General features: G+C 71.4%; 9 protein-coding genes. 7 read left to right on the top strand and 2 right to left on the bottom strand.

Translation table 11 applies throughout. The annotated features are described in order from the left end of the window. The first annotated feature begins 97 nt into the window (after positions 1–97). A complete protein-coding gene (gene ftsY / locus BFF78_RS13095) occupies positions 98–1,297 on the top strand; it encodes a signal recognition particle-docking protein FtsY (protein WP_069778497.1) in 1,200 nt (399 codons plus the stop codon). A gap of 182 nt (positions 1,298–1,479) precedes the next feature. Here the strand turns inward: ftsY and BFF78_RS13090 are convergent, their stop codons facing one another. Then, complete coding sequence (locus tag BFF78_RS13090; RefSeq protein ID WP_069778496.1) at positions 1,480–2,136, bottom strand: bifunctional DNA primase/polymerase; 657 nt, start codon at positions 2,134–2,136, stop codon at positions 1,480–1,482. A 492-nt stretch (positions 2,137–2,628) separates the two neighbouring features. On the opposite strand from BFF78_RS13090, the gene nsdA reads away from it, so the two are divergent. From nsdA to ftsH, 6 genes are all read left to right on the top strand, one after another. Continuing rightward, complete coding sequence (gene nsdA, locus BFF78_RS13085) at positions 2,629–4,107, top strand: transcriptional repressor NsdA (RefSeq protein ID WP_069778495.1); 1,479 nt, start codon at positions 2,629–2,631, stop codon at positions 4,105–4,107. A gap of 322 nt (positions 4,108–4,429) precedes the next feature. Then, the gene (locus tag BFF78_RS13080; RefSeq protein WP_069778494.1) at positions 4,430–5,773 is read left to right on the top strand and encodes an ammonium transporter; all 1,344 of its coding nucleotides are present in this window, start codon (positions 4,430–4,432) and stop codon (positions 5,771–5,773) included. Next, positions 5,770–6,108 carry a P-II family nitrogen regulator gene (locus BFF78_RS13075; protein ID WP_039656487.1) on the top strand — a complete coding sequence of 113 codons (339 nt, stop codon included), beginning with the start codon at positions 5,770–5,772 and terminating at the stop codon, positions 6,106–6,108. The genes BFF78_RS13080 and BFF78_RS13075 overlap by 4 nt, the downstream gene beginning before the upstream one ends. 29 nt (positions 6,109–6,137) lie before the next feature. After that, entirely contained in the window at positions 6,138–8,582 is a 2,445-nt protein-coding gene (locus BFF78_RS13070; RefSeq protein ID WP_069778493.1) for a [protein-PII] uridylyltransferase, read from the top strand. A gap of 115 nt (positions 8,583–8,697) precedes the next feature. Further along, positions 8,698–10,248, top strand: a complete 1,551-nt coding sequence (gene ffh, locus BFF78_RS13065; RefSeq protein ID WP_069778492.1) for a signal recognition particle protein — start codon at positions 8,698–8,700, stop codon at positions 10,246–10,248. A 60-nt stretch (positions 10,249–10,308) separates the two neighbouring features. After that, positions 10,309–12,252 (top strand): ATP-dependent zinc metalloprotease FtsH, encoded by a 1,944-nt coding sequence (gene ftsH, locus BFF78_RS13060; RefSeq protein WP_079161290.1) that lies wholly within the window; start codon positions 10,309–10,311, stop codon positions 12,250–12,252. 22 nt (positions 12,253–12,274) lie between these two features. Here ftsH and BFF78_RS13055 read toward each other — a convergent pair whose 3' ends face one another. Continuing rightward, positions 12,275–13,231, bottom strand: coding sequence for a class I SAM-dependent methyltransferase (locus tag BFF78_RS13055; RefSeq protein WP_193433448.1), 957 nt, complete (start codon positions 13,229–13,231; stop codon positions 12,275–12,277). Positions 13,232–13,510 lie beyond the last annotated feature (279 nt).

Raw genomic sequence — 13,510 nt, 5'->3', positions numbered from 1 at the left:
TACTTTGCTCCGACTCCTTGCTTTAAGTGGCGTTTGTCTCTCGGAGGAAGCCACAAATAGCCTTCGCTCGCACCCCATGGCTGATACTGGACGAGTTATGGAAACCGTCATCCTTGCTGTAGTCATCGCCGTGGTCGTGCTCGGCGCGCTCGGCGGGCTGATCGTGGGCAGCCGGCGCCGCAAGCCGCTGCCCCCGCCGCCCCCCAAGACGCCCGACATCACCGCGCCCCCGGCCGAGCCGCACGTCGGCGACGAGGCCGAGACGCCCCGCGACGAACCGCGCCGGACGATCGAGGAGGTGGATCTCCCCGGCGGCCCCGCGGTCGCCGTCGAGGAGCCCCCCACTGTCGAGGCTCCCGAGATCGAGATCCCGGAGCCCACCGCAGGCCGGCTGGTCCGGCTGCGTGCCCGCCTGTCCCGTTCCCAGAACGCCCTCGGCAAGGGCCTGCTCACGCTGCTCTCGCGCGAGCACCTGGACGACGAGACCTGGGAGGAGATCGAGGACACGCTGCTCACCGCCGACGTCGGCGTGCAGCCCACCCAGGAGCTGGTCGAGAGCCTGCGCGAGCGCGTCAAGGTGCTCGGCACCCGCACCCCCGAGGAGCTGCGCGGCCTGCTGCGCGAGGAGCTGCTCAAGGTGGTCGGCACCGACTTCGACCGCACGGTCAAGACCGAGCCCGCGGACCGCAAGCCCGGCATCGTGATGGTCGTCGGCGTCAACGGCACCGGCAAGACCACCACCACCGGCAAGCTCGCGCGCGTGCTCGTCGCCGACGGCCGTACGGTCGTGCTCGGCGCCGCCGACACCTTCCGGGCCGCCGCCGCCGACCAGCTGCAGACCTGGGGTGAGCGGGTCGGCGCCTACACCGTGCGCGGACCGGAAGCCGGCGATCCCGCCTCCGTCGCCTTCGACGCGGTGAAGGAAGGCAAGGAGATGGGGGTCGACGTCGTCCTCATCGACACCGCCGGCCGCCTGCACACCAAGACCGGCCTCATGGACGAGCTGGGCAAGGTCAAGCGGGTCGTGGAGAAGCACGCGCCGCTGGACGAGGTGCTGCTCGTGCTGGACGCCACCACCGGGCAGAACGGACTGGTGCAGGCCCGGGTGTTCGCGGAGGTCGTGGACATCACCGGCATCGTGCTGACCAAACTGGACGGTACGGCCAAGGGCGGCATCGTCGTCGCGGTCCAGCGCGAGCTGGGCGTACCGGTCAAGCTGGTCGGCCTCGGCGAGGGCGCGGACGATCTCGCGCCGTTCGAGCCGGAGGCGTTCGTGGATGCCCTGATCGGTGACTGAGCACTTAGTGGACCTGCTGTCTGCCCTCAGTCGGCGCCCGCCCCCGCTCGGGGGGTCGGGCGCCGCCCCCTTTGTGCGCCCCCTTTGTGCGCCCCCTTTGTGCGCCCCCTTTGTGCGCCGCGTTTGTGTGCGTGCCCCCTTTGTGCGCCGCCTCTGCCGGTGCCGCTCCCGCGGACGTGGAGCTATGTGCGCGACCGGTGTGCGACGTAGGCCAGCGTCCCCAGCAGCAACCGCGCCGCCGGGGGCCGCGTCGCCGAGTCCAGTGCGGGCGGGCGCAGCCAGTGCACCGGGCCCAGGCCGCCCCGGTCGGAGGGCGGCGCGGTGATGTGCGCACCCGGGCCGAGACCGCGCAAATCCAGGGCCGAGGGGTCGTCCCAGCCCATGCGGTAGAGCAGCCGGGGGAGTTCCGCGGCGGCGCCGGGCGCGACGAAGAAGTGGGCGCGGCCGTCCGGGGTCGCGGTCACCGGACCGAGCGGGAGGCCCATGCGCTCCAGGCGGACCAGGGCGCGGCGGCCGGCGGCCTCGCAGACCTCGATGACGTCGAACGCCCGGCCCACCGGCAGCATCACCGCGGCACCCGGGAACTCCGCCCAGGCCTTGCTCACCTCGTCCAGCGTGGCCCCGGCCGGGACCCGGGGCGCGAAGTCCAGCGGATGCGCGCCCGGCGCCGTACAGTCGGCGTGTCCGCACGAGCAGGCGCCCGCGGCGGCCCGCGCGCCCGGCACCACGTCCCAGCCCCACAGCCCGGTGAACTCGGCGACGGCGGTGCACTCCGACGAACGGCCGCGCCGGCGCGTGCCGGAGCGGATCTCGCGAATGCCGCCGATCGTGAAGCCCATGCCCCCTCCAACGGGTCCAGCGCGCCGGTGGTTACGACACGGAACGAGACGGAAGCGGAACGTAACGCTATGACTCCGCCTTCCCCGGTCGGCACGAGGTCGAAGCGGCGCCTTGAAGTGCATCGGGTGGCGCATCGGGGTGCACGCGCCCCCCGCTTGCATCACTCCGCCCACTCCCGGCCGTCCTATGTCAAGTGAATCGCGTGCGGGCGACCGTGAGTTCATTCGAAGGGGTGGCGAATGGTGGCGTTTCAGGGATCCACGTGGCTGAGCGGGTGATCGTAGGATTACTGTGAGTGTGCGAGTCCGAGGGGCATATGCATCCATGGGTATGCCGGAGGCGAGTCGTCGGCTCGTTCGAAGAGTGAGAACCGGCGGACGGGAAGCCGTATTTACCGGCATTCTGATAGGGCTTGGCGCGCGGCGGTCTCCCTCCGGGGGCGACCGAGGGTCGCAACGACGGCAAGTGGTCTCAGGGATGGGGGCGTTCCAGTGAGCGGCAACGGCGGTAGCGGGACGAACGCTGACAAGCGCCCCAATGAGCTGCTCGGCTCGTGGTTCGTGCGCAGCGGCTGGTCCAAGGGCGAGCTGGCTCGCCAAGTGAACCGCCGCGCACGCCAGTTGGGGGCCAACCACATCTCCACCGACACCTCGCGCGTGCGCCGCTGGCTGGACGGGGAGAATCCGCGCGAGCCGATCCCGCGCATCCTCTCGGAGCTGTTCTCCGAGCGCTTCGGCTGTGTGGTCTCCATCGAGGACCTCGGCCTGCGCGCCGCCCGCCAGTCACCCTCCGCGTCCGGCGTCGACCTGCCCTGGACGGCCCCGCAGACGGTCGCCCTGCTCAGCGAGTTCTCGCGCAGCGACCTGATGCTGGCCCGGCGCGGCTTCCTCGGCACGTCCCTTGCGCTGTCCGCCGGGCCCTCCCTCATCGAGCCCATGCAGCGCTGGCTGGTCCCGAGCCCCGCCTCCCCGGTCCCCGCCGAGCCCGAGCCCTTCATCGACTCGCGCAGGCCCGGCCGGCTGTCCAAGCCCGAGCTGGATCTGCTGGAGTCCACCACGCGGATGTTCCGCCAGTGGGACGCCCAGTGCGGCGGCGGCCTGCGCCGCAAGGCGGTCGTCGGCCAGCTGCACGAGGTGACCGACCTGCTCCAGGAGCCCCAGCCCGAGGCCACCACCCGCAAGCTCTTCAAGGTCGCCGCCGAGCTCGCCGAGTTGGCGGGCTGGATGTCGTACGACGTGGGCCTGCAGCCCACCGCGCAGAAGTACTTCGTCCTCGCGTTGCACGCGGCCAAGGAGGCCGGCGACAAGCCCCTCGGCTCGTACGTCCTGTCCAGCATGAGCCGTCAGATGATCCATCTCGGTCGGCCCGACGACGCCCTGGAGCTGATCCACCTCGCCCAGTACGGCAGCCGGGACTGCGCGAGCCCGCGCACCCAGTCCATGCTGTATGCGATGGAGGCCCGCGCCTACGCCAACATGGGCCAGCCCGGCAAGACCAAGCGCGCCGTCCGCATGGCCGAGGACACCTTCGCCGAGGCCGACGAGTGGGACGAACCGGACCCCGACTGGATCCGCTTCTTCTCCGAGGCCGAGCTGTACGGCGAGAACTCCCACTCCTTCCGTGACCTCGCCTACGTCGCCGGACGCAGCCCGACCTACGCCTCCCTCGCCGACCCGCTGATGCAGCGGGCGGTGGAGCTGTTCGCCAAGGATCCCGAGCACCAGCGGTCGTATGCGCTCAACCTGATCGGCAAGGCCACAGTGCACCTGCTCCAGCGGGAGCCCGAACACAGCGCCACCTATGCCTCACAGGCCATGCAGATCGCCAAGAAGGTCCGCTCCGAGCGTGTGAACACTCGTATCCGAAAGACGGTCGACACGGCCGTACGGGACTACGGCGAGCTGGCCACCGTCGTCGACCTCACCGATCAGCTCGCCGTCGACCTGCCGGAGAACGCCGAAGCGGTCTGACCCACCCGGCACCCACGCCCCGGCCGCGGCCGGCCCCCCCGAACTGCCCGACTCGGCTCCCCCACGCCAGGTCATCGGGAGGGCTGCCGCGGCCGGCCTCGTGATGGTTGCGTCACGATAACGATCGGCGAGCCCGGAATCCTGCGGTTCATCCAGGCGTAACACGCAGGGCGCCCTTGTCACCCCGGCGAAACAACGAGGGGCTTCCACCGAAACCGCGCTGCGCCAATCTCATGGCGCATAACCGGCCCACACCCCCCGACCCGCCGGACCGCTCAGGCACCGCCCGCACGGGGCCGTACCAACCGACGAGGAGACGCCGATGGCACCAGCCATCATGCTTGCGGCGGACGCACCCAAGCTGTCGTCCGCCAACACAGGCTTCATGCTGATCGCTTCCGCCCTGGTGCTGATCATGACGCCGGGTCTTGCCTTCTTCTACGGAGGCATGGTCCGCGTCAAGAGCACCCTGAACATGCTGATGATGAGCTTCATCAGCATGGGCATCGTCACCATTCTGTGGGTGCTCTACGGCTTCTCCCTCGCCTTCGGCACGAACAACAGCCTCATCGGCTGGGACTCCGACTGGTTCGGCCTGCGCAAGATCGGTCTGACCGAGCTCTGGCCCGGCTACAGCATCCCGATCTTCGTGTTCATGGTCTTCCAGATGATGTTCGCGATCATCACGCCGGCCCTGATAAGCGGCGCCCTCGCGGACCGCGTGAAGTTCTCGGCCTGGTCGCTGTTCATCGCCCTGTGGCTCACGCTCGTCTACGTTCCGGTCGCCCACTGGGTCTGGGGTGCCGACGGCTGGGCCTTCAAGCTCGGTGTGATCGACTTCGCGGGTGGTACGGCGGTCCACATCAACGCGGGTGCGGCGGCGCTCGGTGTCATCCTCGTCATCGGCAAGCGGGTCGGCTTCAAGAAGGACCCGATGCGCCCGCACAGCCTCCCGCTGGTCATGCTCGGCGCAGGGCTGCTGTGGTTCGGCTGGTTCGGCTTCAACGCGGGCTCCTGGCTCGGCAACGACGACGGCGTCGGCGCGCTGATGTTCGTCAACACGCAGGTCGCGACGGCCGCCGCCATGCTGGCCTGGCTCGCCTACGAGAAGATCCGGCACGGCGCGTTCACCACGCTGGGCGCCGCCTCCGGCGCGGTCGCCGGCCTGGTCGCGATCACCCCGTCCGGCGGTGCGGTCTCCCCGCTCGGCGCGATCGCCGTCGGTGCCATCGCCGGTGTCGCCTGCGCCGCGGCCGTGGGCCTGAAGTTCAAGTTCGGCTATGACGACTCCCTGGACGTCGTCGGCGTCCACATGGTCGGCGGCATCATCGGCTCCCTGCTGATCGGCTTCTTCGCCACCGGCAAGGGCCAGTCCACCGCGACCGGCGTCTTCTACGGCGACCACTCCTTCACCCAGCTGTGGAAGCAGTGCGCCGGTGTCGGCGCGGTCCTCGCCTACTCGCTTCTCGTCTCCGCGGTCCTCGCCTTCCTGCTCGACAAGACGATCGGCATGCGGGTCACCGAGGACGAGGAGATCTCCGGCATCGACCAGGCCGAGCACGCCGAGACCGCCTACGACTTCAGCGGCGCCGGCGGCGGTGTCATCGGTTCCGCCGCCCAGGCCTCCGCCCTGGCCGCCACGCAGACCAAGAAGGTGGACGCATGAAGCTCATCACCGCCGTCGTCAAGCCCCACCGGCTGGACGAGATCAAGGAAGCCCTTCAGGCGTTCGGCGTCCACGGCCTGACGGTCACCGAGGCCAGCGGTTACGGTCGTCAGCGGGGCCACACCGAGGTCTACCGCGGGGCCGAGTACACCGTCGACCTGGTGCCCAAGATCCGCATCGAGGTGCTGGCCGAGGACGACGACGCCGAGCAGCTGATCGAGGTCGTCGTCAAGGCGGCCCGCACCGGCAAGATCGGTGACGGCAAGGTCTGGTCCCTGCCGGTCGAGACGGCCGTACGCGTCCGCACCGGCGAGCGCGGCCCGGACGCGCTCTGACCAACATCTCTGAGAACGGGAGTCGCTGGGTGACGGGTACGGACATGCGCACGGAAGCAGAGGACTCGGGACCCAGCGGCTACGCGGCGGCCCGGCTGCGCCTCCTCACCGAGGGGGCGCGGTCCGGGCCGCCGCGCCGTGCGGCCCTCGCGGAACTGACCGACGACTGGCTCGGCGGACTGTTCACCGCGGCGGCCGGCGCGCTCCCGGGCGTCTGTCTGGTCGCCGTCGGGGGGTACGGCCGTGGCGAGCTGTCCCCGCGCAGCGACCTGGACCTGCTCCTGCTGCACGACGGCAGCGACACCAAGGCGGTCGCCGCGCTGGCCGACCGCCTCTGGTACCCCGTCTGGGACCTCGGCCTCGCCCTCGACCACTCGGTGCGCACTCCGGGGGAGGCCCGCAGGACCGCCGGGGAGGATTTGAAAGTCCAACTCGGTCTCCTGGACGCCCGCCATCTCGCCGGCGACCGCGGCCTCACCGCCGGCCTGCGGACGGCCGTCCTCGCCGACTGGCGCAACCAGGCCCCCAAGCGCCTTCCCGAACTCCAGGAGCTGTGCGCCGAACGCGCCGAGCGCCAGGGCGAGTTGCAGTACCTGCTGGAACCCGACCTCAAGGAGGCGCGCGGCGGCCTGCGGGACGCCACCGCCCTGCGCGCCGTAGCCGCCTCCTGGCTCGCCGACGCCCCGCGCGAGGGCCTCGCGGACGCCCGCCGGCGCCTGCTCGACGTCCGGGACGCGCTCCATCTGGCGACGGGCCGCGCGACCGACCGGCTCGCGCTCCAGGAGCAGGACCAGGTGGCGGACGGGCTGGGTCTGCTCGACGCGGACACCCTGCTGCGGCAGGTGTACGAGGCGGCGCGGGTCATCTCGTACGCCAGCGATGTCACCTGGCGCGAGGTGGGGCGCGTGCTGCGTTCGCGCGCCGTACGGCCGCGTCTGCGCGCCATGCTGGGTGGCGGCAAGCCGGTCGCGGAACGATCGCCGCTGGCCGAGGGTGTGGTGGAGCAGGACGGCGAGGTGGTGCTCGCCCGTGCCGCACGCCCCGAGCGCGACCCCGTGCTCCCCTTGCGCGCCGCGGCAGCCGCCGCGCAGGCCGGCCTCCCGCTCTCCCTGCACGCCGTACGGCGCATGGCCGCCACCGCACGCCCCCTGCCCACCCCCTGGCCCGCCGAGGCCCGTGAGCAGTTGGTCACGCTGCTCGGCTCGGGCCGGCCGACCGTCGATGTCTGGGAGGCGCTGGAGGCGGAGGGCCTGATCAGCCGCCTGCTGCCGGACTGGGAACGGGTCCGCTGCCGCCCGCAGCGCAACGCCGTCCACCTCTGGACGGTCGACCGGCACCTCATCGAGACGGCCGTCCGCGCCTCCGAACTGACCCGCCGCGTCAGCCGCCCCGACCTGCTCCTGGTCGCCGCCCTGCTGCACGACATCGGCAAGGGCTGGCCCGGCGACCACTCGGTGGCCGGCGAGATCATCGCCAGGGACGTGGCCACACGGATCGGCTTCGACCGGTCGGACGTGGCCGTGCTGTCCCTCCTGGTGCGCCACCACCTGCTGCTCATCGAGACGGCCACCCGCCGCGACCTGGACGACCCGGCCACGGTCCGCTCGGTCGCCGAGGCCGTCGGCACCGAGAGCACCCTGGAGCTGCTGCACGCGCTCACGGAGGCCGACGCCCTCGCCACCGGGCCGGCGGCCTGGTCCTCCTGGCGCGGCTCCCTCGTCGCCGACCTGGTCCGGCGGGTCTGTGCCGTGCTCGCCGGGGACGCCCCCGAGGAGCCGGAGCCCGCCGCGCCCACGGCCGAGCAGGAGCGGCTGGCGATCGAGGCGTACCGCACGCGCGGCCCGGTCCTCGCACTGCGCGCCCAGCGGGAACCGGTCACCGAGGCGGAACCGTCCGGCGAACCTCTCGGTGTGGAGCTGGTCATCGCCGTACCCGACCAGCCCGCCGTGCTGCCCGCCGTCGCCGGTGTGCTCGCCGTGCACCGCCTCACGGTCCGTACGGCCGAGCTCCGAACCCTGCGCCTGCCGGACGACGTCGACGACGGCTTCGTGCTGCTGCTCAACTGGCGGGTGGCCGCCGAGTACGGCTCCCTGCCGCAGGCCACCCGGCTGCGCGCCGACCTCGTCCGCGCCCTCGACGGCAGCCTGGACATCGCCGGCCGCCTCGCCGAACGGGACGCGGCCTATCCGAGGCGCCGCGGCTGGGTGGCCCCGCCGCCCCGGGTGACGGTGGCTCCGGCGGCCTCCCACCACGCCACGGTGATCGAGGTCCGCGCCCAGGACGCCCCGGGCCTGCTGCATCGGATCGGGATGGCCCTGGAAAAGGCGGGCGTACGGGTCCGCAGCATGCATGTCAGCACGCTGGGCTCCAACGCCGTGGATGCCTTTTACGTCACCACGGGCGCGGGAGAGCCGCTGCCGGGCCAGGACGCGGCGTCGATGGCCCGGGTGCTGGAGGAGACGCTGCGGGCATGAGCCCGGCGGGGGAGTTCCGCTCGCCGATCGCGGCGGGCGGGGACGGCTCCCTTGCCGGGCCGGATACCCTGGAGGGCAGCCCAGACCATCTCCGACCCCGAGGACCGACGCCACCGTGTTCGATACCCTCTCCGACCGCCTCAGCGCGACTTTCAAAAACCTCCGCGGCAAGGGCAGGTTGTCCGAGGCGGACATCGACGCCACGGCACGCGAGATCCGCATCGCGCTCCTCGAGGCCGACGTGGCCCTGCCGGTCGTGCGCACGTTCATCAAGAACGTCAAGGAACGCGCGCTCGGCGCCGAGGTCTCTCGCGCGCTGAACCCGGCCCAGCAGGTACTGAAGATCGTCAACGACGAGCTCGTCACCATCCTCGGCGGCGAGACCCGGCGCCTGCGCTTCGCCAAGCAGCCGCCCACCGTGATCATGCTGGCGGGTCTGCAGGGTGCCGGTAAGACCACCCTCGCGGGCAAGCTCGCCAAGTGGCTCAAGGAGCAGGGCCACTCCCCGCTGCTGGTCGCCGCCGACCTCCAGCGCCCGAACGCCGTCAACCAGCTGAGCGTCGTCGCCGACCGTGCCGGCGTCGCGGTCTACGCGCCCGAGCCGGGCAACGGCGTCGGCGACCCGGTGAAGGTCGCCAAGGACTCCATCGACTTCGCGAAGTCCAAGGTCCACGACATCGTGATCGTGGACACCGCCGGCCGCCTCGGTATCGACGCCGAGATGATGCAGCAGGCCGCGGACATCCGTGACGCCGTCTCCCCGGACGAGATCCTGTTCGTCGTCGACGCGATGATCGGTCAGGACGCCGTCAACACGGCCGAGGCCTTCCGTGACGGCGTCGGCTTCGACGGCGTGGTGCTCTCCAAGCTCGACGGTGACGCCCGCGGTGGTGCCGCCCTGTCGATCCGGCAGATCACCGGCAAGCCGATCATGTTCGCGTCCAACGGCGAGAAGCTGGACGACTTCGACGCCTTCCACCCGGACCGGATGGCCTCCCGCATCCTCGACCTGGGTGACCTGCTCACCCTGATCGAGCAGGCGGAGAAGACCTTCAGCCAGGAAGAGGCCGCCAAGATGGCCTCGAAGCTGGCGTCCAAGAAGGGCCAGGACTTCACCCTGGACGACTTCCTGGCCCAGATGGAACAGGTCCGGAAGATGGGCAGCATCAGCAAGCTGCTCGGCATGCTCCCGGGCATGGGCCAGATCAAGGACCAGATCCAGAACATCGACGAGCGGGACGTCGACCGCACCGCCGCGATCATCAAGTCGATGACCCCGGGCGAACGCCAGGACCCGACGATCATCAACGGCTCCCGCCGCGCCCGTATCGCCAAGGGTTCCGGCGTCGAGGTCAGCGCGGTGAAGAACCTGGTCGAGCGGTTCTTCGAGGCCCGCAAGATGATGTCCCGCATGGCCCAGGGCGGCGGTATGCCGGGCATGCCGGGGATCCCGGGCATGGGCGGCGGCCCCGGCCGGCAGAAGAAGCAGCAGAAGAAGTCCAAGGGCAAGCAGCGCTCCGGCAACCCGATGAAGCGCAAGCAGCAGGAGCTGGAGGAGGCTCAGCGCCGCGAGGCCGCCGCACAGGCCGGAGGCGCCTTCGGGGTGCCGCAGCAGGGCGGCCAGGACTTCGAGCTGCCGGACGAGTTCAAGAAGTTCATGGGCTGAGTCGCCCCGCAGTCCACCTCTGCGCGTGCCAGGGGTTGGTCGTTGTCGTACCGTCCGCATATGACCAACCCCGCGCCGCCACGCAAGTCACCTGACCAGCCCTGGCGTACCGAGGGCGCCCCCGACGAGCCGCCGCAGCAGCAGCCCGGCGGGCGCCGGATGCGCGGCGGCTGGTGGCGGCTGATCATCACCGCACTGGTCGTGTACCTGATCGCCAACCTGGTGCTGTCCTACTTCGACCAGGCCAACGAGCCGACGATCTCGTACACCGAGTTCAGCAGACAGGTGAACGACGGCAATGTCGCCAAGATCTACGCCAAGGGCGACTCGATCCAGGGCCAGCTGAGGAAGGGGCGGAACAACCCCGAGGGCGGCGGGAACTACACCAAGTTCAACACCGAGCGCCCGTCCTTCGCGAACGACAACCTCTGGTCGAACCTGACCAAGCACAACGTCACGGTCACGGCCGAGCCGGTCGTCCAGCACCGCAGCTTCCTGTCCAACCTGCTGATCTCGCTGGCCCCGATGCTGATCATCGTCGCCCTGTGGATCTTCGTCTCGCGGCGCATGAGCGCGGGGCTCCGCGGCGCGGGCGGCATGCTCGGCCGCAAGGCGCCGCCGAAGCCGGTCGAACTGGTGCCGGGGGAGAAGCGCACCACCTTCGCCGACGTGGCCGGTATCGACGAGGTCGAGGGCGAGCTCAACGACGTCGTCGACTTCCTGAAGAACCCCGACGCCTACCGCCGCATGGGCGCCAAGATGCCCCGCGGCGTCCTGCTCTCCGGCCCGCCCGGCACCGGAAAGACGCTGCTCGCGCGCGCGGTCGCCGGGGAGGCGGGCGTGCCGTTCTTCTCCGCGTCCGCGTCCGAGTTCATCGAGATGATCGTGGGCGTGGGCGCCTCCCGCGTTCGGGAACTGTTCGCGGAGGCCCGCAAGCTCGCCCCGTCGATCATCTTCATCGACGAGATCGACACCATCGGGCGGGCCCGCGCCGGCGGCGCGTCGATGGGCGGGCACGACGAGCGCGAGCAGACCCTGAACCAGATCCTCACCGAGATGGACGGCTTCTCCGGCTCGGAGGGCGTCATCGTCATCGCGGCCACCAACCGCGCCGACATCCTCGACCCGGCGCTGACCCGCCCCGGCCGCTTCGACCGGATCGTCCAGGTCTCGCCCCCGGACCGCGGCGGCCGCAAGGCCATCCTGGAGATCCACACCCGCGACATCCCGCTCGCCCCGGACGTCGATCTGACCCACGTGGCCCGTACGACCCCGGGCATGACCGGCGCGGAACTGGCCAACCTCGCCAACGAGGCCGCCCTGATCGCGGTGAAGCGGGGGCAGCAGGCGGTGACGCAGACCGACCTCTCCGAGGCCCTGGAGAAGATCCAGCTCGGCGCGGAGCGGGCGCTGGTGATGCCGGAGGAGGAGCGCCGGCGCACCGCCTACCACGAGAGCGGGCACGCCCTGCTGGGCATGCTGCAGCCGGGCGCCGACCCCGTTCGCAAGATCACCATCGTGCCGCGCGGCCGGGCCCTCGGCGTCACCCTGTCCACGCCGGACGCGGACAAGTACGCGTACACCGAGGAGTACCTGCGCGGCCGGATCATCGGCGCGCTCGGCGGGATGGCGGCCGAGCAGGTCGTCTACGGCGTGATCACCACCGGTTCCGAGAGCGACCTGGAACAGGTCACCAACATCGCGCGCGGCATGGTGTCCCGCTGGGGCATGAGCGAGGAGGTCGGCCGCCTCTCCGCGCTCCCCAACGACGCCCAGCAGGCCTACGGTCTCGCCGCCGCCCCGCAGACCCTCGACGTGATCGACACCGAGATGCGGCGGATCGTGGACGAGTGCTACGAGGAGGCATGCCGCAAACTCCGCGACCATCGCGGCCAGTTGGACGCCCTCGCCCAGGCGCTGATGGCGAACGAGACGCTGGAGGAGGCGGACGCGTACCGGATCGCGGGCATCACGCGCCTGAGGAAGGACGTCGAGGAGGTCTAGGGCACGCGCGCGTGGGTGGCGTTCACGGCACGCGCGCGACGAGGTAACGGAAGACGTTCGGCATCCACACCGTCCCGTCGGGGCGCCGGTGCGGGTGCAGGGCCTCGGCGAGCTCCTTCTCCACCTGCTTGGCGTCCGTCGCCGCGATCGCCGCGTCGAACAGGCCGGTCGACAGCAGGCCCCGTACGGCGCTGTCGACGTCGGCGTACCCGAACGGGCAGGCCACCCGCCCCGAGCCGTCCGGCTTCAGCCCCGCCCGCTGGGCGACCTCCTCCAGGTCGTCCCGCCGGGCGGGCCGCCAGCTGCGCGCGCTGCGCAGGGGATCGGCCAGTTTCGTCGCCACCCGCAGCACCGAGGAGGTGGCGCAGCGCTCCGGCGGCCCCCAGCCGGCCAGCACCACGGCGGCTCCGTGCGCGGCCAGCGGCAGGGTGTCCGCGAGCAGTTCACCGAGCCCCTCGGAGTCCCCCGCGAGGCAGCCGACCGGCTCGAAGACGGTCACCAGCGTGTACGCGGCCGTCTCCGCGCCGGCCACGTCACGCGGCGAGCCGTCGACGAGCTGTACGGCGGCACGCGCGCGTGGGTGGTTTCTCCCGCCACGCGAACCGTGCCGGCCCGGGACACCGCCGCTTCTGTCGCGCGGGGCGAATCCGCCGGGGGCGCTGCCGCCGCCGCTTCTGTCGCGCGGGGCGTCCGCCGGCAGGCGTTCGGCGGCGAGGGCGAGCCGCTCCGGCGAGGAGGCGTCGACGCCGGTGACCGCGGCGCCTCTGCCGGCCGCCAGCAGCAGCGCCAGCCCGGAGCCGCAGCGCAGGCCCAGCAGCCGGGTGGCGGGGCCCACTTCGAGCCGTTCGTAGACGGCTTCGTAGAGCGGCACCAGCATCCGCTCCTGGATCTCGGACCAGTCACGCGCGCGTGCGCACCGGTCCACGCGGGGTGCGGAGTCCGCGTGAGACACGTGCTGCCGCACGAGCGTAGGTGTCATAGGTAAGCGCCCCAATCCGCCGACAGTTCGCCGCTGTGCCCGGTTGCGTGGCCCCCGTGCCGTGCGCGCGCACTTCCCACGTATGTCAGGTAACTCCGGGCTCGCGGCCCCGTCCAGGGGTCGTGGGGGCCCGCTTGGGGTCTGGGCGCCGGTGTGGCGAGATTTCACATCCCGGCAATCTGGATGGCCGTACGGTGTCCGCTTCGGGGGAACCGGCCGGTGCCGGGGGGTCGGGCGGCACGCGGTAACGCCACGGCCGTCACGGACGCTGACCGAAGT

The organism is Streptomyces fodineus, assembly GCF_001735805.1.
GTDB classification, from domain to species: Bacteria; Actinomycetota; Actinomycetes; order Streptomycetales; family Streptomycetaceae; genus Streptomyces; species Streptomyces fodineus.
Note: the sequence above shows the minus strand (reverse complement) of the source record. Positions and strands in the feature narration are given on the sequence as shown.

What these genes read in the sequence shown, in the direction of transcription:
- ftsH (WP_079161290.1), top strand. Translation starts at nt 10,309, where the DNA reads ATGACCAACCCCGCGCCGCCACGCAAGTCACCTGACCAGCCCTGGCGT.
- BFF78_RS13090 (WP_069778496.1), bottom strand. Translation starts at nt 2,136, where the DNA reads ATGGGCTTCACGATCGGCGGCATTCGCGAGATCCGCTCCGGCACGCGC.
- BFF78_RS13055 (WP_193433448.1), bottom strand. Translation starts at nt 13,231, where the DNA reads ATGACACCTACGCTCGTGCGGCAGCACGTGTCTCACGCGGACTCCGCA.
- BFF78_RS13075 (WP_039656487.1), top strand. Translation starts at nt 5,770, where the DNA reads ATGAAGCTCATCACCGCCGTCGTCAAGCCCCACCGGCTGGACGAGATC.
- BFF78_RS13080 (WP_069778494.1), top strand. Translation starts at nt 4,430, where the DNA reads ATGGCACCAGCCATCATGCTTGCGGCGGACGCACCCAAGCTGTCGTCC.
- ftsY (WP_069778497.1), top strand. Translation starts at nt 98, where the DNA reads ATGGAAACCGTCATCCTTGCTGTAGTCATCGCCGTGGTCGTGCTCGGC.